This window comes from Mucilaginibacter sp. P25, from assembly GCF_050859465.1.
Taxonomy (GTDB): Bacteria; Bacteroidota; Bacteroidia; order Sphingobacteriales; family Sphingobacteriaceae; genus Mucilaginibacter; species Mucilaginibacter gossypii.
Window position 1 is genome coordinate 5,966,546 of the sequence record NZ_CP193937.1, and the last position, 21,582, is coordinate 5,988,127.

General features: G+C 43.6%; 28 protein-coding genes and 1 pseudogene. 4 read left to right on the forward strand and 25 right to left on the reverse strand.

Annotated features, from left to right (window positions below):
* Positions 1-77: 77 nt before the first annotated feature.
* The 7 genes from ACRQ5D_RS30100 to ACRQ5D_RS30130 form a co-directional block, all read right to left on the reverse strand.
* A complete protein-coding gene (locus ACRQ5D_RS30100) occupies positions 78-770 on the reverse strand; it encodes a DUF4288 domain-containing protein (RefSeq protein WP_091162241.1) in 693 nt (230 codons plus the stop codon).
* An 18-nt stretch (positions 771-788) separates the two neighbouring features.
* The gene (locus tag ACRQ5D_RS30105) at positions 789-1,322 is read right to left on the reverse strand and encodes a hypothetical protein (RefSeq protein WP_091162239.1); all 534 of its coding nucleotides are present in this window, start codon (positions 1,320-1,322) and stop codon (positions 789-791) included.
* 8 nt (positions 1,323-1,330) lie between these two features.
* Positions 1,331-1,756: a VOC family protein gene (locus ACRQ5D_RS30110; RefSeq protein WP_091162237.1), complete on the reverse strand. Its 426-nt coding sequence runs from the start codon at positions 1,754-1,756 to the stop codon at positions 1,331-1,333.
* A 64-nt stretch (positions 1,757-1,820) separates the two neighbouring features.
* Positions 1,821-2,438 (reverse strand): pyridoxamine 5'-phosphate oxidase family protein, encoded by a 618-nt coding sequence (locus ACRQ5D_RS30115; RefSeq protein ID WP_091162904.1) that lies wholly within the window; start codon positions 2,436-2,438, stop codon positions 1,821-1,823.
* A 90-nt stretch (positions 2,439-2,528) separates the two neighbouring features.
* The gene (locus ACRQ5D_RS30120; protein ID WP_091162235.1) at positions 2,529-3,068 is read right to left on the reverse strand and encodes a carboxymuconolactone decarboxylase family protein; all 540 of its coding nucleotides are present in this window, start codon (positions 3,066-3,068) and stop codon (positions 2,529-2,531) included.
* A 96-nt stretch (positions 3,069-3,164) separates the two neighbouring features.
* Positions 3,165-4,028: a helix-turn-helix domain-containing protein gene (locus tag ACRQ5D_RS30125; RefSeq protein WP_091162233.1), complete on the reverse strand. Its 864-nt coding sequence runs from the start codon at positions 4,026-4,028 to the stop codon at positions 3,165-3,167.
* Positions 4,029-4,062: 34 nt separating this feature from the next.
* Positions 4,063-4,704: a DUF2071 domain-containing protein gene (locus tag ACRQ5D_RS30130; RefSeq protein ID WP_431198645.1), complete on the reverse strand. Its 642-nt coding sequence runs from the start codon at positions 4,702-4,704 to the stop codon at positions 4,063-4,065.
* A 271-nt stretch (positions 4,705-4,975) separates the two neighbouring features.
* On the opposite strand from ACRQ5D_RS30130, the gene ACRQ5D_RS30135 reads away from it, so the two are divergent.
* Positions 4,976-5,806: a sterol desaturase family protein gene (locus ACRQ5D_RS30135; protein WP_091162229.1), complete on the forward strand. Its 831-nt coding sequence runs from the start codon at positions 4,976-4,978 to the stop codon at positions 5,804-5,806.
* A gap of 38 nt (positions 5,807-5,844) precedes the next feature.
* Here the strand turns inward: ACRQ5D_RS30135 and ACRQ5D_RS30140 are convergent, their stop codons facing one another.
* The 14 genes from ACRQ5D_RS30140 to fdhD form a co-directional block, all read right to left on the reverse strand.
* A complete protein-coding gene (locus tag ACRQ5D_RS30140; protein WP_431198646.1) occupies positions 5,845-6,165 on the reverse strand; it encodes a DUF695 domain-containing protein in 321 nt (106 codons plus the stop codon).
* On the reverse strand, positions 6,156-6,284 hold the full coding sequence (locus tag ACRQ5D_RS30145; protein ID WP_431198647.1) for a hypothetical protein: 129 nt from the start codon (positions 6,282-6,284) through the stop codon (positions 6,156-6,158). Before ACRQ5D_RS30145 ends, ACRQ5D_RS30140 begins: the two co-directional genes overlap by 10 nt.
* A 142-nt stretch (positions 6,285-6,426) precedes the next feature.
* Entirely contained in the window at positions 6,427-8,844 is a 2,418-nt protein-coding gene (locus ACRQ5D_RS30150; RefSeq protein WP_091162225.1) for a glycoside hydrolase family 3 N-terminal domain-containing protein, read from the reverse strand.
* Between the two features lie 382 nt (positions 8,845-9,226).
* Entirely contained in the window at positions 9,227-10,249 is a 1,023-nt protein-coding gene (locus ACRQ5D_RS30155) for an alpha/beta hydrolase family protein (RefSeq protein ID WP_091162223.1), read from the reverse strand.
* A 68-nt stretch (positions 10,250-10,317) separates the two neighbouring features.
* Positions 10,318-10,887, reverse strand: a complete 570-nt coding sequence (locus ACRQ5D_RS30160) for a Crp/Fnr family transcriptional regulator (RefSeq protein ID WP_091162221.1) — start codon at positions 10,885-10,887, stop codon at positions 10,318-10,320.
* 129 nt (positions 10,888-11,016) lie between these two features.
* Positions 11,017-11,223 carry a macro domain-containing protein gene (locus tag ACRQ5D_RS30165; RefSeq protein ID WP_431198648.1) on the reverse strand — a complete coding sequence of 69 codons (207 nt, stop codon included), beginning with the start codon at positions 11,221-11,223 and terminating at the stop codon, positions 11,017-11,019.
* Between the two features lies 1 nt (position 11,224).
* Positions 11,225-11,533: a macro domain-containing protein gene (locus ACRQ5D_RS30170; RefSeq protein ID WP_432327578.1), complete on the reverse strand. Its 309-nt coding sequence runs from the start codon at positions 11,531-11,533 to the stop codon at positions 11,225-11,227.
* A gap of 47 nt (positions 11,534-11,580) precedes the next feature.
* Entirely contained in the window at positions 11,581-12,309 is a 729-nt protein-coding gene (locus ACRQ5D_RS30175) for an esterase family protein (RefSeq protein ID WP_091162216.1), read from the reverse strand.
* Positions 12,310-12,352: 43 nt separating this feature from the next.
* Positions 12,353-12,958, reverse strand: a complete 606-nt coding sequence (locus ACRQ5D_RS30180) for a GDSL-type esterase/lipase family protein (RefSeq protein ID WP_091162214.1) — start codon at positions 12,956-12,958, stop codon at positions 12,353-12,355.
* Positions 12,959-13,066: 108 nt separating this feature from the next.
* Positions 13,067-13,381 carry a hypothetical protein gene (locus ACRQ5D_RS30185; RefSeq protein WP_091162212.1) on the reverse strand — a complete coding sequence of 105 codons (315 nt, stop codon included), beginning with the start codon at positions 13,379-13,381 and terminating at the stop codon, positions 13,067-13,069.
* Positions 13,382-13,451: 70 nt separating this feature from the next.
* A complete protein-coding gene (locus tag ACRQ5D_RS30190; RefSeq protein ID WP_432327580.1) occupies positions 13,452-13,796 on the reverse strand; it encodes a molybdopterin dinucleotide binding domain-containing protein in 345 nt (114 codons plus the stop codon).
* Positions 13,774-15,768, reverse strand: coding sequence for an FdhF/YdeP family oxidoreductase (locus ACRQ5D_RS30195; protein WP_432327582.1), 1,995 nt, complete (start codon positions 15,766-15,768; stop codon positions 13,774-13,776). Before ACRQ5D_RS30195 ends, ACRQ5D_RS30190 begins: the two co-directional genes overlap by 23 nt.
* Positions 15,765-16,121, reverse strand: coding sequence for a DUF7009 family protein (locus ACRQ5D_RS30200; RefSeq protein ID WP_091162208.1), 357 nt, complete (start codon positions 16,119-16,121; stop codon positions 15,765-15,767). The genes ACRQ5D_RS30195 and ACRQ5D_RS30200 overlap by 4 nt, the downstream gene beginning before the upstream one ends.
* Before the next feature lie 14 nt (positions 16,122-16,135).
* Complete coding sequence (gene fdhD, locus ACRQ5D_RS30205; protein ID WP_091162205.1) at positions 16,136-17,017, reverse strand: formate dehydrogenase accessory sulfurtransferase FdhD; 882 nt, start codon at positions 17,015-17,017, stop codon at positions 16,136-16,138.
* Between the two features lie 368 nt (positions 17,018-17,385).
* Between fdhD and ACRQ5D_RS30210 the strand changes: the two genes are divergently transcribed.
* The 3 genes from ACRQ5D_RS30210 to ACRQ5D_RS30220 all read left to right on the forward strand — a co-directional run bounded on the left by ACRQ5D_RS30210 (position 17,386) and on the right by ACRQ5D_RS30220 (position 18,610).
* Positions 17,386-17,628 carry a MoaD/ThiS family protein gene (locus ACRQ5D_RS30210; protein ID WP_090526447.1) on the forward strand — a complete coding sequence of 81 codons (243 nt, stop codon included), beginning with the start codon at positions 17,386-17,388 and terminating at the stop codon, positions 17,626-17,628.
* 117 nt (positions 17,629-17,745) lie between these two features.
* Complete coding sequence (locus tag ACRQ5D_RS30215) at positions 17,746-18,180, forward strand: GNAT family N-acetyltransferase (RefSeq protein WP_091162203.1); 435 nt, start codon at positions 17,746-17,748, stop codon at positions 18,178-18,180.
* A 175-nt stretch (positions 18,181-18,355) separates the two neighbouring features.
* Positions 18,356-18,610: a molybdenum cofactor biosynthesis protein MoaE gene (locus tag ACRQ5D_RS30220; protein ID WP_432327585.1), complete on the forward strand. Its 255-nt coding sequence runs from the start codon at positions 18,356-18,358 to the stop codon at positions 18,608-18,610.
* Between the two features lie 216 nt (positions 18,611-18,826).
* On the opposite strand, the gene ACRQ5D_RS30225 is transcribed toward ACRQ5D_RS30220, so the two are convergent.
* The 4 genes and pseudogenes from ACRQ5D_RS30225 to moaC form a co-directional block, all read right to left on the reverse strand.
* A complete protein-coding gene (locus tag ACRQ5D_RS30225; protein ID WP_091162199.1) occupies positions 18,827-19,885 on the reverse strand; it encodes a HesA/MoeB/ThiF family protein in 1,059 nt (352 codons plus the stop codon).
* A complete protein-coding gene (locus tag ACRQ5D_RS30230) occupies positions 19,860-20,456 on the reverse strand; it encodes an NTP transferase domain-containing protein (protein WP_431198652.1) in 597 nt (198 codons plus the stop codon). The genes ACRQ5D_RS30225 and ACRQ5D_RS30230 overlap by 26 nt, the downstream gene beginning before the upstream one ends.
* A 32-nt stretch (positions 20,457-20,488) precedes the next feature.
* Entirely contained in the window at positions 20,489-21,070 is a 582-nt protein-coding gene (locus ACRQ5D_RS30235) for a hypothetical protein (protein WP_431198653.1), read from the reverse strand.
* Positions 21,051-21,520, reverse strand: a pseudogene (gene moaC / locus ACRQ5D_RS30240) (cyclic pyranopterin monophosphate synthase MoaC). The gene ACRQ5D_RS30235 and the pseudogene moaC overlap by 20 nt, the downstream one beginning before the upstream one ends.
* Positions 21,521-21,582 lie beyond the last annotated feature (62 nt).

A 21,582-nucleotide genomic window follows, 5' to 3' on the forward strand; every position in this document is an offset into this window, starting at 1 on the left:
TTAATACACCATTTGCCTACAACGTACAAAAATATCTATTATATCCGTGTACGATATAAAATAAGCGAAAGTTTTGATTAAAATTTACCATCCCAGGCTCTTCGGTCTGTGTTTTTTCTTGTTGAGAGTTTGGAATACACCTCGACACCAGCGGGATTATCAAGGTCAGCAGGTGACTCAATATCAGTTTCATAACAATCCTCATAACTATCAATACGCCACCTCACAAACCGTCCGTATGGATTTAAATAAGACCGCGTGTATTCATGTTCCCGCTTTTCCAGTTGTTCATAAGCATCCTCACTTGATTTTGCTTTAATAAGTACAAAGCGTTTTTCAATTTGCTGCTTCTTAGATAAAACTCCCTCTTCCTCAACAACAACAGTCATTTTTACACAAAAATACCTGTCGACTAATACCTTTTCTTTACCTAAGGGCTCTGCAAAATCTATCGATTGGATCCAGATGCCCGCAATATAGTTAAGTGCGGCAATATCTTTGAGCCGGCTATATTTTAGCTTCGCAATAACAGCTTGTGGCCTTTTTTTATGATCTGAAATTTCAAAACTTTCAAACAGATCAAGAGCGATAAGTTTTTTACAATTATCCCTGAAGCTTTTGTTTATTGCCTTAATACGTTCCTTAGGCTTAAGGTCGATATACAGATCCTCCTCCGGGTATTGGAGAACTATCTTGACTACGGCAAAGCGTTTATTATTGGAAACCTTTTTATCTAAAGCCCAATCTTTTAATGCGTGAATTTCTGCCATAAAATAACTGATTGAGTTCTATGGCAGCAGCCAAAACCGCCACCCGCTCCAGTATTCATCATACTGCGATCTAAAATCTTTTAGTTGCCGCGATAGTGGTAAACCGTACGAAACAGCAAAAGCATTATACATTGGCTCATCACTGAAATTAACAACACCTTTAGTTCTTAAATTATAAACTTTATATCCCGAATCAACCGACATGCAAAGATTATCGCCTTTTAAAAGATAGGTATCCACAAGGATTTGTTTACTTTTCCCTTTAGGCACAAAATAAGCAAACTGGTCGCTCTCCTCCATAGCTTCTCCATGCCCCAAAGGGATCCGGGATTCATCACCAAGACCATGATCGCCATAATAGGTAAAGGAAAACACCATTAATGATATACCGACAATTTTATAAACTGCAAATACACTGAGCCATTTAAAGTTGGTATACTTTTTCTGTGCTTTTAAAAACAGCATCCATAAAAACCAGATTACCGGGGTATAAAACAACCCAAGAATGGATGATTTAATTACAACAAACAATAAATGGAGCAGCGTAGTCATAAGGAGGTTTAATCTCTTTCAATTTGCATAAACATCCAGCGCTGCCCCTCCAGGTCGGCAGCACGATAGCGGGTGCCGGGGAAACCATATTCCAATTCACTTAATATCCTTGCACCTTTACTTTTAGCAGTTCTGTAATGCTGTTCAACATCATCGACGTACACCAAAACCCCGTTAATAATATATGGAACACTGCTCCATTTTGCGGCGATATTACAATTTTGAGCGTGATGTAATGGCCCCTGATAGTGAGGCGAGGGTTCGGCTAGCATAACCAGGCTTTCGCCCATTTTGAGCTCCCCATGAGCAAGGCGATCAGCCGCATCCGTCATCCGCATATTTTCAGTAAAACCAAAAACATCGCATAACCAGTTCATAGCCGCGATGCCATCTTCATAGGCAAGCATAGGGATTATTTGCTGGTTATTGTTCATCGGTTTACCTCTGGCTGTTGGCAGCACTAAAGGTAAACTATTGCGGCCTATTTATCAAAGCAGCTTATTTTTCTTCCAGTTGCTTTTTAAGTTTTGCTATTTCGTACTCGAGTTTAAGTACGTACTCATTTTGCGGGGCGAAGGCTTCCTTAATTTCATCAACGGTGTAGCGCGGCGTAATATGCTGCGGGCAATTCCAGTCGAACGCTTTTACATCGAAGATGAGCATTCTTTCGGGCGTATGTTTGTACTCAGCGGGATCAATAAGGTCAAATAGTTCAGGATTGTCGGCAAGCTCAACAATGCGGGCGTCAGCGTAGATCTTGAGCCTTGTTTTATGCGGATAATCCATCAAAAATAAAGACACCTGCGGATGTTCCATTACGTTACCAACCGAAATGTACTGCTTGTTTCCCCTGAAATCGACCACGCCAAGCGTATGGTTATCTATCACTTTAATAAAACCGGCCGGCCCTCCCCTGTGCTGAATATATGGATAGCCGTTTTCGCCTATACTGGCCATATAAAAGCTGTCGCGGCTTTCAATAAACATTTGTTCAGGTTCGGTAATGCCATCTTTATCAGCCATGAGGCTTTCCATACGGGCATAACTACTACGGCTGCCATATTTTTCCTGCAGCTTTTTAACACCATCAGTAAAAGCAAAACGTGCAAAGTTCATAATGTAAACAATTTTAAGATAAATACTTATGCCCGCCCTGCAGTGCAGGGCGGGCATAAGGGTGTAAACTATAATTATAAATCAGAAGTATTATTTTACCAGTTCAGGGATAGCAGGCCAGTCGACTGGTACCTCTGTTAAGGCGTATACGTAGTTGGTAATGGTTTTATCGCCAACAGCTACGGCAACATCAATCAGGTTAGCTTGTGTATAACCGGCAGCGTAAAAGTTTTCAACCAGTTGATGATCGGCATGGCCTTTATTTTCGGTAATTGATTTAGCTACCTTAACTAAAGCATCAATTTTTGCATCGAACGAAGCTGAACCACCACGGATCTCAACGATCTGGTCATCATTAAACCCATTCATTTTAGCAATGGCAGTGTGTGCGGCAGAACAATAAGCACAATCATTTACCTGGCTTACGATAAGGTTTACAGCTTCTTTTTCTTTAGCACGTAATGATGTTTTACCGTTTGAAAGGGTTATATAGTTAGCCAGCGCATGATCTGAAGTTGCAAAAACTGCAAACAGGTTTGGCACGCGGCCTACTACTTTTGTTAATGTATCAAATATAGCCTGATTTTCTGGAGTAACTTGTTCTCTTGTTGGAATTGCGAAAGTTTTCATTTTTGTAATGTTAATTTTTGTTGTTTTGAATTAACAATACAAAAGTGGCAACTTTAGCAGCCCTGCGGAATGGGCAAATTTCCCGGGTACTTGTAATTATTTCCCTTCGGCAACTAAAACCTTATTATTTCTGAAATCGGTTGGTGAAAATGAGGTGTGTTTTTTAAAAAAATTGCTAAAATAAGCCGCGTCATCAAAGCCCAATTCATAAGTAATTTCCTTAGCCGATTTATCGGTATAATACAATAGGCGCTTCGCCTCAATAATCAAACGCTCTTGTATCACCTGTAAAGGCGTCTTATGGTTATACAGGGCAAAAAGGTTGGAAAGCGTTTTAGGCGATTTATTTAACTGCTGCGCATAATAAGCCACGGTATGGTGTTCACGGTAATTATTCTCCACCAACAAATTAAACTTACGAATGGTACCAAATTTTTCATCGGCCAAAACTTCACGAGGCCCGCTGTGCGCCTTGGCAAGGCGCGTCACGATAATGATAAGCCGCTTCAACAGCATCCGGAGCATGTCTATCTGTATATTATCTGCTGTTTCAAATTCTTCAATGAAAATATCCAGCAGGCGCTGTAATTTAAACTGCATGGCTTCATCAAGGGTAACAAATACCTGGTCGGAGCTACCATAAAACAGGAAGCCTACGCAGCTTACTTCTTCGTCATGATCAACAATGCAATAAAAATCGCGGTTAAACTGCCAGGCTACTATATCTTCAGGCCGCTCAAAACGGAAAGATTGGTTAACCATTAGGGGCAGAACGGTGTTGGGCTGAAAATCATAATCCACCTCATCAATGGTTACAGTTTGCTTTTCGCCACGGTTCCAGGCTATGGTAAGGTATTTATGCTGACGATCGCGGGTAAAAAACATCCTGTCGAAATGTTTTTCATTGATAAGCAGCAGCAGATCGCCGCCTGTAGATTGTTCTGTAGCTGATAGTTTCATTTTGCGCAAACGCAAAGATATTTAAAAGTAATAATTAAGCGCTCACCACCATCGGTTTATCGCAGCCGGATGACCAATCGTGCTGAACATTGGTCATAAGTAACGCATTGTCAAACGTTACTGAACCCTTCGGAAAAATGCTTTCATCTTCAAAAAAGCTTGATTTAACAGCACTCACTTCGAGCGCCTGTACTTTCCAGTTATCGGTATATAACACTAACCCTTCATACTTATTGCCATTGGGTGAATATCCCGTTGCCCCGGCCTTAAAGAAATCAGAAGCTACATCAAGCGTCCCGAATATCGAACCCGGATTGAGTTCATCAGCAACTTTTGCATCCACACTAATCACCGTTCCGTCCGAACTGGTGAAAGCCACGTGATATTGGTCGTCGTGCTCATTAACGTCAAATTTGGCCTGGTGATGTCTGCCGGGGAATACCCTGCCACCTGCAATCGTATTAAATAAGGACGAGGTATCCCGTCGAGGTATATAAACTCCTTCTTTCAATTCCCCGTTTTCCTCCCATTGTACGGCTATTCGATGTGCGCCATTTTCCGAACCTACGCCTAAAAAAGCAGGCATACCTTTAGGGCGAACCTGCTTAAGCCTGATCAAACAGATCCCTGCTATAGCTTTGCCGTTAACAAGCTTGGGAGTAAAGGGCGGCGGCACTATTTTTTGCTATGTCCGCATCCGCGGTAAAGTTCACTAATATGCGCCTGTCAATTATGCCGGTAATTTTCGGAATCTTCATATGATAAATTTATAATGATTTTTCAGCGTTCGGATAACCCAGGACAAATTATACTGTCAAATTTGCTCCTCTTCTATTCACAGTACATTAACAACCGCTTAACATACTTCATCAAACATTCATTCAAAAAAAGATATTGCATTCTAATTGCCTTCTAATATCAAAGGCGATTACCCTACTAATTTAAGAATGACTATTACCCAATTTCTCGACCGGCATCAGGATGCTGTGCAAGTTGCTTTATATGCTTTAATCATATGCTCATTATGGCTGATGGAAGTTGTTTTTTCATCAGGTATTTCGGTAAAAAAACGCTGGCAACATAACAAAACCAACCTCCTGTTCATTTTTACCGCTCTCCCTATCCAGCTATTACTTACTACCATTGTTTTAATCATAGTAGGCTGGACCAATACACATCATTGGGGATTGATCAATTACATACCCGGTCATCACAATAAGTGGGTTTATTACATCAGCCTTTTCATGCTGCTTGACCTTTGCGAATACGTTTATCACGTGGTAATGCACAAAATAGATCCCCTTTGGAAATTTCACCTCGTACATCACAGTGATCTTCACGTCGACGTTTCAACCACAGTACGTGAACATCCCGGCGAAACCTGTGTGCGCACCTGTTGCTTAATGCTTTGGGTATTTATTTGCGGCCCGGCAATTGGCGTTTTGGTATTGAGGCAAACTTTTCAATCATTATTTAATATCCTGGCCCATACCGAGTTCAGGTTACCACAACGTGTTAACAAAATTGTTGGCCTGATTTTTATAACCCCTAACCTGCACCATGTACACCATCATTATCAACTACCACATACCGACCGTAATTATGGTGATGTATTAAGCATCTGGGACAGGCTTTTCGGTACTTTTGGCGAACTTGAACAGGAAGATATCCGCTTTGGCATTGATACCCATATGGATAAAGAAAGAACCGGCAAGTTTGTGAACATTCTTAAAATACCATTTCAAAAGCTGGAACGGCCAAACGGGCATCAGAATTAACGTTTAACCGGGGCAATCGTTTAACCGGGGGCAATCGTTTACTCCCCATCCTCTCCAAAATCTTCCATTACACCAAAATATTCTTCCCATTCCGGGTCGTCAATAACCGTGATATTAATCGGGAGTTCATCAAATTCGGATAAAGCATCGTTTAACCTGTCGCCTGCTTCATCAATATCTGTGGTATACCAGGCCCACCAGCGTTCGTTTTCGCCGGTAAATACGAAGGCCAGTATGCTTTGATGATCATCTTCAAGCAGATCGACTAAAGCATCCTCTACCTGTTCCATCAGCAACATTTCATCAGCCGAAGGCAATAATGACGGATCAAATGATTCATAGTTCCAGGTTACATCCATCCGCTGCAGGTAAACACCGGTTTCAAAAAGTTTGATAAATTGGGTCTGTAGCGGACCAGCAACGGAATATCATCGTCGGATACGGCTTCAACCGATACCCAGGTATCGTCTAAGATCATAGGTTGTATTTTAGGCTGAAGTTATAAAAAAACCGGGGAAGAGATACTTGAAATCACTGCAGACTAACGATATTCTTTAAAAACCGTTACGAAGCTTCAAACGCTTCGTAACGATTGATATATTGACATGTTTATAGTTGATTTATTGCACCTCAAACTCCTTCTTAAGTTTAATGTCAACTGATGAACTACCTATCATAACTTCAAATTTACCGGGTTCTACAGTCCAATTCATATTTTTATCCAACAGGGCCAAATCATCAGGGTGCAAGGTAAACTGTACTGTTTTCTTCTCGCCGGGATTTAGTGTAATGCGATCAAAGCCACGCAGATCGTACTCGTAAGTAGTAACGCTGCTCACCTCATCCTTAAGGTAAAGCTGCACCACATCATCGCCTTTGCGCTGCCCGGTATTGGTTACATCAACGCTAACCTGTATAAGTCCCTGAGAATTGCCTTTTTCGGGCGATACCTGCAGGTTGCTGTACTCAAATGTGGTGTAGCTTAACCCGTAACCATAAGGGTACAAAGCTCCTTTCACACTTGTTTTACCCCAGCTGTTCTGTCCGCCCTGCTCTGCCTGTGACGATGGTTTAAAAGGGAAGTTATATTCCAGTTGACCTGTTGTTTTTGGGAAAGTGATCGGCAATCTTCCACCGGGATTATTATCGCCAAATAAGGTTTCGGCAATCACCTGCCCGCTTTGTACGCTCGGAAACCAGGCTTCCAGTATGGCCGGCACGTATTTATTTTCCCAGTTGATGGTAAGCGGCTGCCCGTTGATCATCACCATTACCACAGGTTTTCCGGTAGCCTGCAAAGCCTGGATCAACTTCAATTGCCTGCCCGGCAGGTTTAAACCCGTACGCGATAAACTTTCGCCAACACGGTCAACATCCTCGCCTACCACAGCAATCACAATATCCGATTGTTTAGCCTGTGCAACCGCCGAATCAATGCCCGCCTGCTCCTGGGCGGTTAGCGGGGTTTCAATAATTTCGCTCTCCGGCCAGGTAGCATCAATCATGTCACAGCCTTTAGCATAGCTTACTTTGGCATCGCTGCCTACGTAATTTTTAACGCCGTCAAACACTGTAATAACCGGGTTATGCGATGGACCATACCTGCTCACAGCATAGTTAGTTTCCTTAGCCAGCGGACCAGTTACCAGGATATTAGGATATTTCTTTTTATCCAACGGCAGCAGATTGCCTGCATTTTTCAGCAATACCATCGACTCGCGGTTCATTTTCAGGCTCATGGCTTTATCTGCATCGATGTGCACTATTTTATCGGCAGCTTTAGGATCTTTAACATAAGGGCTATCAAACAAACCTAACCTGAATTTCACTTTCAATACCTCGCCAACACGGGTATCAATGATCTTCATGGAGATGCGATTTTCTTTGATCAGCTCGCGCAAAGGCATAATAAAGGTTTGCGGCATAGTGAAATTTGTACGCACGTTAAGGCCAGCCTCAACAGCCTGCCTTACAGCTTCCTTGTAATCGGCAGCAACATGATGTTTTGAATAGAGAAACTCAACAGCCTCACTATCGCTTACCACATAGCCATTAAAGCCAAATTGCTGACGTAAAAGCTGCGTAAGGAAGTAATAGCTGCCAGTTATTGGTACGCCGTCCCAATCATTATAACTGCTCATTACCCCCATTGGATGCGCCTCCTGGATCACCCTGCGGAAGGGATACAAATATAGTTGGTGCATTTCGCGCGGAGCGACATGCGGATCGGTACGGGCACTGCCATCACGGCCTCCTTTAGGCACGCTGTACACAGCAAAGTGCTTAAGGGTTGACGCTACGCCGCCTTCCTGGATGCCCAGCACCATCTGCTTGCCCATTTCGGCAATGTGAAAAGGGTCTTCGCCATAACATTCAACCACACGGCCCCAGCGCTGGTCGCGGGCGGGGTCAAGTATGGGGGCGTAAACATTGGTATACCCCAGCGCTTTGGCTTCGCGGCCAACGGTTTTACCCGCCTGGTATACCAGTTCCTTATCAAAAGTACTACCTATGGATATTGGCGCGGGTAATGGCGTGGCCCTATCGTGGTTAAGGCCATGGATACCCTCGTTGGTAAAATCAACCGGGATCCCTAAACGTGTTTCTTCAACAAACCATTTTTGAATGGTGTTAATAGCAGCAGCGTGCTTGCTAAACGGATATGAATATTGTGTAGGCGCATCATCAGTATGCGAAGTAAGATTATTCAGTTCTTCATCAATATTGGCTATGCCATCTTTCCACACTTCATTTTTCCAGTTAGGGACGGGCATTTCGTCCTTTAACACACGCTTATAACCATAAAGGGTAGCCATTTGGCAGGTTTTCTCTTCAACGGTCATCTGACTTACCAGGTCGGCTACACGCTTATCAATCGGTTGTGACGGGTCTTCGAATACATCCATTTTACCGTTCTTGTTAAAATCTATCCAGCCTTTATGATAGATGTTATTTTGCTGTGCCGAGGCTGCCAGGCTAAAGCTAATGGATAAAGCAGATGCCACAAATACCCGCGGCAGATAATAGTTAATTCTCATGTGGTTATATTGGGTTGGAATTTCAAATATATAAACCTGTGTGGGCGCAGCCATGCCGGAGCCGTATATTTTAACTATATCGTTTGAGTGAAGAGGTTTACACCTGTCACTTGCATAGTCACAACCTTTATATATTACATTTAACTCTTAAATGAGCTTAAAGTAACCTGTAGCCCTAATTTCACAGGCACTCATCCAGCCTGGCATTTGCGAACCTTCTAATTTTAACGCTAATCATTTATAGCATCTGCCGGAAAGGCCGCGAAAAGCTTTCATAGTATCGGCAGGAAAAAATTCTACGATTCAGATTTAACTATCAACTCCTGCACGATAAAAATGTTTTTAGCTTAATGATAAGGTTTTGTTAAATTTTACCGGCCGGCTAATACTTTAACGACGTCTTAAAAAAGCCGACAGCCAAACTGTCCATCTGTGAATGAATGGTATGCCTGTTAACTGAAGGATCATCGGTAAAGTATATCGGGGCTTCCTTTTTTATAGCGTCAATGGCCTCGCCAAGCATTACGTAATGGCCTACCTTACCGGGCAGCTCTTTGTATTTTGATTTACCGATTAGCTGATGATAATGCCTTGCATTGGTTTTAACCGGGGCTATGCTATCACTTTGTGAGCCTACAATACACAAGGCGCCTTTAATATCAGCTACCTGCTCTTTACGGGTAAAGCCAAAGCCTAAGGCAGGCGATATGGAAAAGAATGCTTTGATCCGGTTATCTTTTAGCGGGGGCACATGTTTGGAATCGGCGATCATGGAGCTATCGTCCAGTAATTTTACTAAGCCCGGAAATTCAGGGATCTCCAGCTCTTTGCGGCCTGTGGTTTTATAATAATTGCGGGCCTGTTCAAAATCGAGCTTTGCACCGGCAAGAGCGATCATGGTGTAGCCTCCAAATGAAAAACCGGTTGCCCCTATTTTTTGCTGATCGATAAGCGGGCCAACTTCGGGGTTATTCAGTAAGGATGTAAGGGCGAAGCTGATATCCAGCGGGCGTTCCCATGGCTTAACAAATTCAAGAGGAATTTTATGATCATACGTATTGCCGTAATGATCGACAGCAGCAACTATACAACCGCTGTTTGCTATGGCCTGGGCCAGCCACTCCAAAGTTAACCGGCCGCCGCCTGTACCATGAGAGAGCAGGATAAGCGGCAGTTTATTTGCCGAAAGCTTACCATTACGAACTGTTGGCTGTCGTAAAAAGGGCGAAAAGTGCTTATCAGCAGCCTTCAATGTATCACCAGTTGGATACCAGATTTCCGTTACCACCGGGCGGTTATTACGGCTTTCATCTTTAAAATTGAGGGTGCGTTCGCCTAAGTTTTGGGCAATCGCAAGATGGCCTGACAGCAAAATTATAATCATGGTGAAGGTTTGTTTCCACATAATGTTTAGCGTTTATATCACAAAACAAGACATTTAATGAGTCAAAAAGATTGACAATAGTCAATAAATCACTTTTTTGATTTAAGGCGACTCAGGGTCTCCTGCGAGATGCCAAGGTAATCAGCAACTATTTTATTGGGCAGTCTTTTAATGATTTCGGGCTGGGTTTGCATCAGGATATTATAACGGGCTTTTGAATCCATAGTGATAAGGCTTTCTATCCGCTGGATGGATGCGATATAATCAAGCTCGAGACCCGTACGGTACATAGTTTCAAAACCGGGAATCTCCTGAAGGAGCAGGTCGCGATCCGCATAGCTCAGCACCAATAGTTCGGACGACTCCGGACTTTGAATAGATGCAACAGAGGGTTCTTTCAGTATAAAACTCGGGAATGCGGTCCCCATGCGCCCTTCAAATATCAGGAACCGGGTTGATTCATTGCCGTCATTATCAGTTAAGAATACCCTAAGGCATCCTTTTACCACAAAATACAAATGTTTTGCGATGCTCCCCTTTTCAACCAGCACCTCGTTTCGTTTGGTAAAACGGGTTTTAAAACAATTAGCAATCAGCCGCTCATGTTCAGGCGAGAGGATTAATTTACCTTCAAGATGTTGTTTTAAAGCAGGATGCATAGCTGCAATTTATGCAGTTAGCATCGGGTTGACAAATTCCGGATTATTTTAAACTGTGAAGACTTATGAAGTTTTAGAAACTTCGTAAGTCTGGGTCTGCAACATATAAGGGATAAGCACAGTGTGCTGCTAAGTAAGCAGCTTATTATACAAGCTGTAATTTTCGTTATCGAAGCAGACAAATATCACTTTCTCAACTACCTCGTTATCTGCCAAAAAATCTCTAACCGTTTTAACAGCGATTGCCGCAGCCCTATCCTTGGGAAAATGATAAATACCAGTACTGATATTAGGAAAAGCTATGATATGCACGTCGTTTTCTGCCGCAAGCTTCAAACTATTTAAATAAGCGGATTGCAACAGTTCTGTCCTCACCTCTTTTACCACTATTGTAAACGGGGCCAACCGTGTGGACCACGTATTTAGCCGGCAACTTACCGCCGGTTGTAATCACAGCCTGCCCGGTCTTGCAGCCGCCCTGCCGGGCTACTATCTTACGGCAATCTTCCAGGATCTCCGGCCCGCCGGCACGATGGATAGCACCGTCAACACCGCCGCCGCCCATGAGCGAGGTGTTTGCCGCGTTTACAATGGCATCAGCTTTAATTTTTGTGATATCGCCCTGTACCAGTTCAATAGTACCCATAACATTTTAGATTTACAGCTGATAACAAACAGGAAAGTGTTTTGCTTTTAGAAATACAGTTGTACCATTTTGCGCCAGTAACGGGCGCGGTGTGCTTCCTCATGCCAGATATACAGGCTGTTTTGGATACCTTTGCTGGCCAGTACGGTGCTTAGGTATTTATTATCTTCCAAAAATGCATCCTCCTCGCCCACCGCCAGGATAATTTGAAGGCGTTTGATCTGGTCAATAATTTCGGGGCTATGCAGGTTATTTAAAAACTGGTTGGGCATGTTGAAATACACATTCTCATCGCGGTAGCCATCTAACAGGTCGCGGAAATTGCCCATAGCCTGTGTAATGTCATAACGGCCGCTCATACCCACTACCTTCACAAATACCGACGGATGTTTAAATGCAATATTAACCGCATGATAAGCCCCCATGCTGCAACCCGCCGAAATAATTGAACCGGCGGCATTAAGTGTTTTCATCAACGGCACCACCTCCTGCAAAATATACTGTTCATAATGCAGGTGCCTTTCCATGCGATGGTAAGGATGACTGAACTCATTATAAAAGCTTTCCCGGTCGATGCTATCCACACAGTAGACCTGCAGGTGACCCGCCTCAATTTTACTGCGTAAGGCTTCAATTACTTTCCAGTCTTCATAGTCATAAAACCGGGCTGTACGGGTGGGAAAAAATAAGACAGAGGCGCCCGCATGGCCAAAAACCAGCAATTCCATATTACGCTGAAGCGACGGACTGAACCACTTGTGGTACTCTCTTTTCATCTTTTAAACCGCTGAAAGATGACAAATGCGTGTAAACCCTATATTAAGCTAATTTGATACTTTGCGGCATTCGCTGTAAAACTGCGTTTTTCCACAAAGCGTAACCGGCGCTGCTCAAGTGCAAACCATCTTTATCATAATATTCACGTATTGGTTTACCAGAAGCATCTATCATCTGATTAAATATATTGATGAACTGCCAGTTTTTATGGCGGTGTATTATCTCGTTTTCAATTAAGCTATTGGTGTACCTGTACTTTTCAACAATAGGCCAGCGGGCAAGGCTTGGCTTAAGCGATATATAATAGCAGGGAATATTACCAAAAAGCCGCTCAACCTCAACAGTGAGCTGCTTAAAAAATATAAAAACTTCCTCGGGATTGCGGCCATCGCCGAGATCATTATCGCCCGCATAAACTACAATGGATTCTGGATTATAGGAATGCATTATACGTTCAAAAAACCATACGCAAGCAGCCAGTGTAGAACCGCCAAAGCCAAGGTTAACAGGTTGCATGTCATCAAAATCAGCATCAAGCGTATTCCACAAACGAATGGATGAGCTTCCATAAAAAATTACCCGCGGCACATAATCAAGCTTGGTTCGCTTAATTTCCAGCTGCTTCACATCCTCTTCGTACCAGATCATATTCTTTTATAGTAGGGCCGTATTAATTTAAGCGCTAAAGATAATACAATAGCCCCAACTTAATATAACGATGATAAAACAATGGTATTAAAAATGTAAAAATGACTATTATTCTGCCGCTTCTTCACCTTTGGTGCCCAGCTCAACAATATCACCCTCTTTAAAAAGAATAGCCTGCAGCGTAGTACGCCATACCGGTTTTTTGCGCAGCAAAAACTCCAGGTCCATACCAAAGTGCTTAAATTCCTCTTGCTGTGCGTTTTGCATAATGGCCTTGGCCTGGTTATCTTTTTCGACAGAAATCCGCTGTTCGTACCAGTTTATAGCCTCAGCCTCTTCGGTTAATGAAACTATCATTCGGGCAAAGGTGCGGGTTTCGTCGGATAGTTCATTTGCCGGCTCGTGATATTGATCAAATGACATAATACTTTTTTAAGGAGATAAGTATTATGTAAACGCTTTTGTTTTAAGGTGTAAGTATTTAGAATGGTTATTAACCCACGTGTTTCCTGATTTTGATATTAACCAGTTTGGATGTGGGCGTATTACTTTGTTCGGCAACGCTGTTGATAGGGACCAGCACATTGGCTTCGGGGTAATAGGTAGCTGTATTCCCTTCGGGAATGTTGTAGGGTACAACTACAAACAACCTCGCTACCCGCTCAACACCATCATCATAATTAAACAGATCAACTTTTTCCTCCGCTCTAAAACCGGCATTTTTCATGTCGTTTTCGTTCATCAAAATTACCCGGCGCTCATTGTGAATGCCCCGGTAGCGGTCGTCAAGGCCATATATGGTGGTGTTAAACTGATCATGGCTGCGGATAGTGGCCATATGGTATTCTGTCGGCAGCCAGTTCATGCTTCGGCAACGGGGCGATATTGAAAGGCACAACAGCTCCATTTTTTTCGGTGATAAACTTACCCTCCCGCGCAGCATTGGGCAGGTAAAAACCACCTGGCAAACGTACCTTTTGGTTATAATCCTCACAGCCCGGAATAACCTTGGCTATCGCGTCGCGCACTGCATCATAGCTTTGTGAGTACTTATCCCAGTCGACAAAGGCGCGATTACCTAATGTGGCTTTAGCGAGATTACAAATGATCTGGTTCTCGTTCATCAGATGTTCAGATACCGGCTTCAGCATCCCTTTTGACATCTGGACAACCCCCATAGAGTTTTCGCAGCTTATAAACTGCTCCTCGCCATTTACAACGTCTTTATCACTTCGTGATAGTGTTGGCAGGATCAAAGCTTCCTCACCATGAACCAGATGACTGCGGTTTAATTTGGTTGATACATGTACCGACAGCTTAAGTTTACGCATGGCCTGTGCCGTAAACAGGGTATCCGGTGTAGCCGAAAGGAAATTGCCGCCCATGGCAAAAAACACTTTAAGTTTGTCCTCGTCCATAGCTTTAATAGATTCAACAACATCATAGCCATGCCCCCGCGGCGGTTCAAAACCAAAAACTTCCCTGAGTTTATCCAACTGCTTCGGTTTTGGCTTATCCCAAATCATCATGGTACGGTTACCCTGCACATTGCTATGGCCACGCACGGGACACAAACCTGCACCAGGTTTGCCAATAGCGCCTTTAAGCATGGCCAGGTTCACAATTTCTTTTACGGTATCCACTCCGTTTTTATGCTGGGTGATGCCCATAGCCCAGCAAATGATGATGCGGCTTTTATTTTTAATCAGATCAACCGCCTGCTCAATTTCATTCACTGTTAAACCGGCGGCTTTAGCCAGGTCATCAATCTTGTATTGGTTCAGGCTGTCTAAAAAGGCAACGTAACCAGTAGTGTTCTTTTTAATAAATTCATGATCGAAGACACTGCCGGAATTTTCCCGCTCGGCTTCATATAGCAGTTTTTCCATGGCTTTTAGCAAAGCCATATCACCGTTTATTTTTACCTGCAGGTACAGATCGGCTAATTGCGTTTTGATACCTAAAATGCCTTTTACCGTTTGTGGGTTTTTAAAACCCATTAAACCAGCCTCGTGCAAGGGGTTTACCGCAATGATCTTTGAGCCTTTCTGCTTGGCCTTTTCAAGCGCGCTAAGCATCCGGGGATGATTGGTACCAGGGTTTTGCCCCATGATAATGATTACATCGGTATCGTAAAAATCATTAAGGGTGACTGTCCCCTTGCCAATGCCAATGGTATCTGCAAGGCCAACGCCAGTACTTTCATGGCACATATTGGAGCAATCGGGCATGTTATTGGTACCAAACTCGCGCACAAATAGCTGGTACGTAAATGAAGCCTCGTTACTGGTACGGCCGGATGTATAAAATGCAGCTTCATCAGGCGATGCCAAAGCGTTGAGCTCATCTGCTATCTTTTTAAAAGCAAAATCCCAGCTTACCGGTGTGTAATGTGTAGCTCCTTTGGCCAGATATACTGGTTGGGCTATGCGTCCCTTCTTCCCTATCTCATAATCGTTAAGTTTGGCAAGATCCGCTACCGAATTTTCAGCAAAAAAATCACCAGTGAGCTTTTTGGTAGTAGCTTCTTCGGCAAGCGCTTTGGCTCCATTTTCACAATATTCGGCGATGGGAGAACGGTCGTCATCCGGGTCGGGCCAGGCACAGCCAGAGCAATCAAAGCCGCTCTTTTTGTTCATATGAAACAAACCCTCCATACCTCTTGCCAAACCAGTTTCCTTTAATATATCAACCATAGCCACTGTTACAGCAGGGATACCCGCCGCCCAGTCTTTTGGATGTGTTATTTTCAGGTCGAGCAATTCCTCAGGATTCTCTGCTGCCGGTCCTTTTTCTGCTTGCTTGCTCATGGCTTTTTAGCTGCTAAAGGATTAGGATAATTATCGCTCTGATCTTCGGCGACTTCATCCAAACACGTAAAATCTTTTTCAACCAGTAAATTCAAACTGCCGTGTTTACCTTCATAACCTACCTTATCGTCGTCGGCAAAGCCGGTGGCCACAGCTTTTGGCACATATAGTGTTATGGCATTCTCCTTATAGGTTGCCGAAAGATGCTCATCATCAACCAGTCTCAAAGCATAAATAAGCTGCTGACTGCCAAAATCGACGGTTTCCTGAACATAACCTTCTTCGGCCAGTTTGGCTACATCGGTTTTAGTGAGCCTGTATCTTAGTGAATTACCTTTTATCCTTATTTTCATTGGTATCAATCAGTTTACGCCGATGGCGCCGTTAGTACGGCCTCATCGGGGACCATTAACCGGTGCGCGCCCGCGTAAATATTAAAGCGCTCATCGCGTAAAAAGCCAATTAGTGTAATATTAAATTCGTTAGCCAGTTCTATAGCCAGGCTTGACGGTGCACCTACTGCCGCAATAATACTGATGCCGGCCATCGCGGCCTTTTGAATAAGCTCAAAACTTGCCCTGCCGCTAAGTAACAATACTGTTTGCTGCAACGGCAACCAGTTATACATCATAGCAGCACCTATCAGCTTATCTAAAGCATTATGCCTGCCTACGTCTTCCCTCAATAATAACAACTCACCTAAAGGAGTAAACAAAGCCGATGCATGCAAACCACCCGTATCATCAAATACACGCTGGTGCCCGCGCAAAATCTTCGGCAACTGATTAAGTACCAAACTGTGGATCACATTGCCATCATCTGACCCGGCGGCAAAATTGCTTACCGTGCGAATAGCGTCGATAGAACCCTTGCCACACACACCGCAACTGCTGGTGGTATAAAAATTACGTTCAGTATTTTGAAGATGTGGTATCACACCTTGTTCAAGTGTTACCAGCATGGTATTCTCCTTGTTTTCGGCACAGGCGATAAAGCTGTGTTTTGCCGACTTTATCTCATCTGCATTTTTAATAATGCCTTCGGTAAAAAGGAAACCGGTTGCCAGTTCGGCATCATGCCCGGGGGTACGCATAGTTACAGAGATATTACGTAGCTCCCTGCCATCTGCAGGGCCATATTCCAGTTTAATTTCAAGTGGTTCTTCAATGGCTACGCTATCCTCCTCCCGTGCGCTTCGGTTAGCGTTAACTTTTACAACCGGGATATGAATAACTGATGGAGAAGACATATTCAAAGATACAATTTATGGAATAGTTTGTTTATGCAAGTTTATATGCAGAAGGCCAGCTTAAGTCCCTTCGTTTGAATTGTTTTTGAGGCAAGCGTCTGCAAAACAGCCGTTAACTTAGGCTGGCAAGGAGTTAACAGGGTTAACAGAAATTCGAACTATTTTACATTACTTAGTTGACAACCAATTAATTACATAAAAAACAGTATTAACACATGTAAACCCCGGCAAGGTTAATCCTCCACACTTATTTTTTTGTTTAGGTTAAAGCGCCGACGCCTGAACCCGCATAGTGAACTTACATATGTTGATTTGTTAAATTTAAACCTGTTGCTCGTTTTGTAAGCTAATTTGAATATTTTTGAGATATGAAGATCAACATACTGGCTTTTGGAGTGGCTAAGGAGATATTTGGAAGCAGCGAAGTTAGCCTGGAAATGACCAACGATGCTACTATCTCCAATTTAAAATATCTGCTTGAGCAACAATATCCGCGTTTAAAACAGCTATCATCATACATGCTGGCTGTTAACAACGAATATGCCCTGCCCGGTGATACCATTCACGAACGTGACGAAATTGCGATTATTCCGCCGGTAAGCGGGGGATAGATCAGTTTGCAGTTTTTAAGTAGCAGTGGCAGTAAACTTTTTTAGCGGCAGTTTGCAGTAGTATTTAATAACTGATCCTTAATTTCATTAATATTAAACAATCAATTTAATATAGCAATGGCCATCAGAAGCGCTACGCTTGCCGATCATACTGCAATATCAAACCTGCTAACGCAATTGGGCTATCCTGGCACTGAAGATTTTTTGCCGGAAAACCTTGAAAAGATGTTGCGACAATCTTCTTCGCAGGTTTTGGTCTATGAAAGTGAAGGTGCGGTTGCAGGTTTTATCGCCATTGATTTTTTAACACAGCTGGTAGTTAAAGGTGATTTTATTCGCATCAGTTGTTTTTCTGTTGATGAAAACACCCGGGGCAAAGGTATTGGCAAGTCGCTTGAGGATTATATTACCGAACTTGGCAAAGAATGTAATGCCGACAGAATAGAGGTACACTGCCATACACGCAGGACTGATGCCCACCGGTTTTATTACAGGCAGGGTTATACCGAATCGCCCAAATACCTCATGAAATCATTGGTAGATAAAATATAGATTTGCATTGCTATGAATACACAGATCCTCTTATCGGCCCAAACACTGGATATTCAATCGTGTATTGATTGGATCATGTCACCCGAATCCGGGGGATAGACGTGTTTATTGGTACCGTTCGTAATGCAACCAAAGGGAAAAAGTTTTAAGGCTCGATTTTGAAGCTTATGAGCCCATGGCTATCAGCGAGATGAACAAAATTGCCGCCCAGGCCTTTGAACGCTGGCCCATTCAAAAAATACTGATCCACCACCGTACCGGATTGCTGCAGGTTGGCGAGGTGCCGGTTGTTATTGCAGTTTCAGCAGCGCACCGTGATGCTGCCTTTGACGCATGCAGGTATATTATCGATACACTTAAACAAACCGTCCCTATTTGGAAAAAAGAAAGCTTTGAGGACGGCGATGTTTGGGTGGCAGCACATCCTTAGGATTTCGGATTTGGGATGTTCGATTTTGGATTTTTCATTTAAAAAAACTGTGTGCCGTTGTTGGTGTTGTCACCAACAACTTTACGCCATGCAATTGCCAATATTTATGATCTTAGCCGATGATTGTTGGTGACAACACCAACAACAGCACGGTGACAACACCGCCAACATCACAATAAAAAAATCCGAAATCGAAATTCCGAAATCCGAAATCATCTATCCAACCTTGTACTCTTCCAATCCACCTTCCAACGAAAATACATCTGCATCGGGAATCATTTTGAGAATTAGTTTTACCGCCTCGTCGCTTCGTTTGCCCGATGAGCAGTAAAGGACTTTGGTATTAGGGCTGGTAAAATAGGCCAGGTACTCTTCTATTTCATCGAGCGGGATATGCGTACCGCCAATATCATAGGCTTCACGCTCCTGAATGGTACGCACGTCAATAAGTTCTATGGTATCATCCAAAAGGGTTCGTTTTTTTAGTTCATCAGCGTTGATGGTTGGAATGGTGATAGTTGTTTTTAACCTGCGGATATGCGTTTTTGTCACCGGGCCAATTTTAAAGATACGGCTTTGCATGCTTTGTGCGTCAAAGATCAGCACTTTTCCAGCCAATAATTCACCAGTTTTAGTGATGTACTTGATTACTTCGTTGGCTTGCATGCAGCCAATAATTCCGGCCAGGGTTGGTACCACCCCGCCTTCGGTACAATTAGGGATCTGGGTAGCATCTACCTCGGGAAACAGATCACGATAATTGGGCGAATTAAGCCCTTTAGCGTTGCTTACGTTCCAAACGGCAACCTGCCCTTCAAACTGGTAAATAGCACCGTAAACAAGGGGTTTACCTGCCAAAACACAGGCATCGTTGAGCAAATAACGGGTTTCAAAATTATCGGTACCATCCAGCGCAATGTCGTAATTGCTGATGACATCCATCACATTATCGGATGTTATTTTGATGGCATGAGGTACCAGCTTAATACCCGGATTTTGGGCCTGTAGGCGTGAACAGGCCACTTCAGCCTTATTTTCGCCTTCATCGGCCGGCGTGTATAATACCTGGCGATGCAGGTTGCTTACCGATACCTGGTCAAAATCGGCAATACCTAATGTGCCTATTCCAGTTGATGCCAGGTATTGTGCAGCCGGGCAGCCCAACCCTCCTGCCCCAACAACCAGTACGCGGGCTTGCTGCAATAATTGCTGGGCTCCCTCGCCAAAACCGGGCAGTGCTATCTGGCAGTTATATCGTTGTAAATCCTGATTCATTAGTAGCAACTATTGTATGGTGGATCATTGATTTTACTTTCTCCAATTCTTCAGGCGTGTTCACATTGGTAAGCGCCTCCTGTTGTGGGGCGTTTAACAATGTAATATCACTATTGATCAAAACCTTACGCGGGCATGAATACCCTTGCGCCAAAAACGATAGCAGTACAGGGTAGCTTTTAGGCTCCCATATGGCTATCAAAGGTTCCGGGAAATCGGTTACCGGACTGTGATAAGCCGTAGCCACCGACGAACTGTTCCGCCAGGCTACTAAATTGCGAAGGGTAGCTTCATCCATCAAAGGCAAATCGCAGGCTATGACCAGCCAGGCGGCATCCGGCTGTTCGCGAAAAGCGGAAAGAATAGCCCCGTAAGGCCCTAAACCAGCAAATGTATCCTCTATAACGGGATAAGCCGGGTCAATTTCCTGCTGCTGGCCGGGGCGACCGGAAATGTAAACCTCCCGGCAAAAGTTTTTGAGCAAATCGGCCATATAATACCGTTGCTGCTTGCCATGCCACGTGGCCGTACCTTTATCAAAACCCATTCGGGTACTTTTGCCCCCAGCCAATACCAGGCCGTTTAAAACAGGTTTGGCCTGTTTTAAAGCAGTCTCAAAAAAGCAACGATCCTTTCACGGTCATCTACTTTTAAAACGGGGATCTGCTGCCAGTGAGGGATAACCTCCTGTATAAAGCCCGGAATTTCGCTTGCATTATCGGCCAGCAGAAAAAGCTGAACGTTGTTGAGATGAGCTGTCCTTTTTTGCAGCGACGCTTCTTTATTACTATCGATGATAACTATCTGGCCATTGGCCTGCTGATGGTTACCATTAACCAATATCAGGTCGGCAAATGAAAATTGCTGTTTGAGCTGATAAGGATATACCGGGTTTTGATAATTGAATTGCTGATAGTTTACCTGGTCGGTATATTCGAGCGAGGCGCCGCTCACCAATCTGCCGGGCAGCAAAGTAATATCATCATTATGTGACATATCCACATAAGCACATTTATAAACCGGTGAAAGTGAACGGATCACATCATCGGCCAATAATTTGATCACGGTACAGGGGCCGCCCAGAATAGCCCACTCGTTACGGCCAAAGTTACCGGTTGAAGGCCTTGACAGCCTCGCGTGTTTTTTATGGGTGCCCGACGGCTGGTTATGATCTTTTAAAGTCACGTTTACCTCCTGTTTTTGAGATCAGTTTGGTTTCTTTTATCACTATATCATGGCTCATGGCCTTGCACATATCATAAATAGTAAGCGCCGCTATTGAAGCTCCTACCAACGCTTCCATTTCTACGCCTGTTTTGGCGGTAATGCTTGCAGTACAATCAACAACAACCTCCTGTTGTTCGTTGATATGTACGGCTACATTGCAATTATCTAAACCCAGCGGGTGGCAAAGCGGTATCAAATCGCCGGTTTTTTTGCCGCCATGATACCGGCAATAATAGCGGTTTGAAAAACAGGGCCTTTTTTACTCTGCAATTCATTCCCTGCTAAAAGTTCAAATACCTCTGCCGGCAAACTAACAATGCTACGCGCAGTAGCAGTACGGTATGTAACCTGTTTTTCAGTTACATCAACCATATTTGGATCGCCTTGTTTGTTTATGTGGGTTAACATCTTGAACCTTGATTTACTTGATTATAGGATTTAAGGATATTTGCATTTACAATTTACTTTTA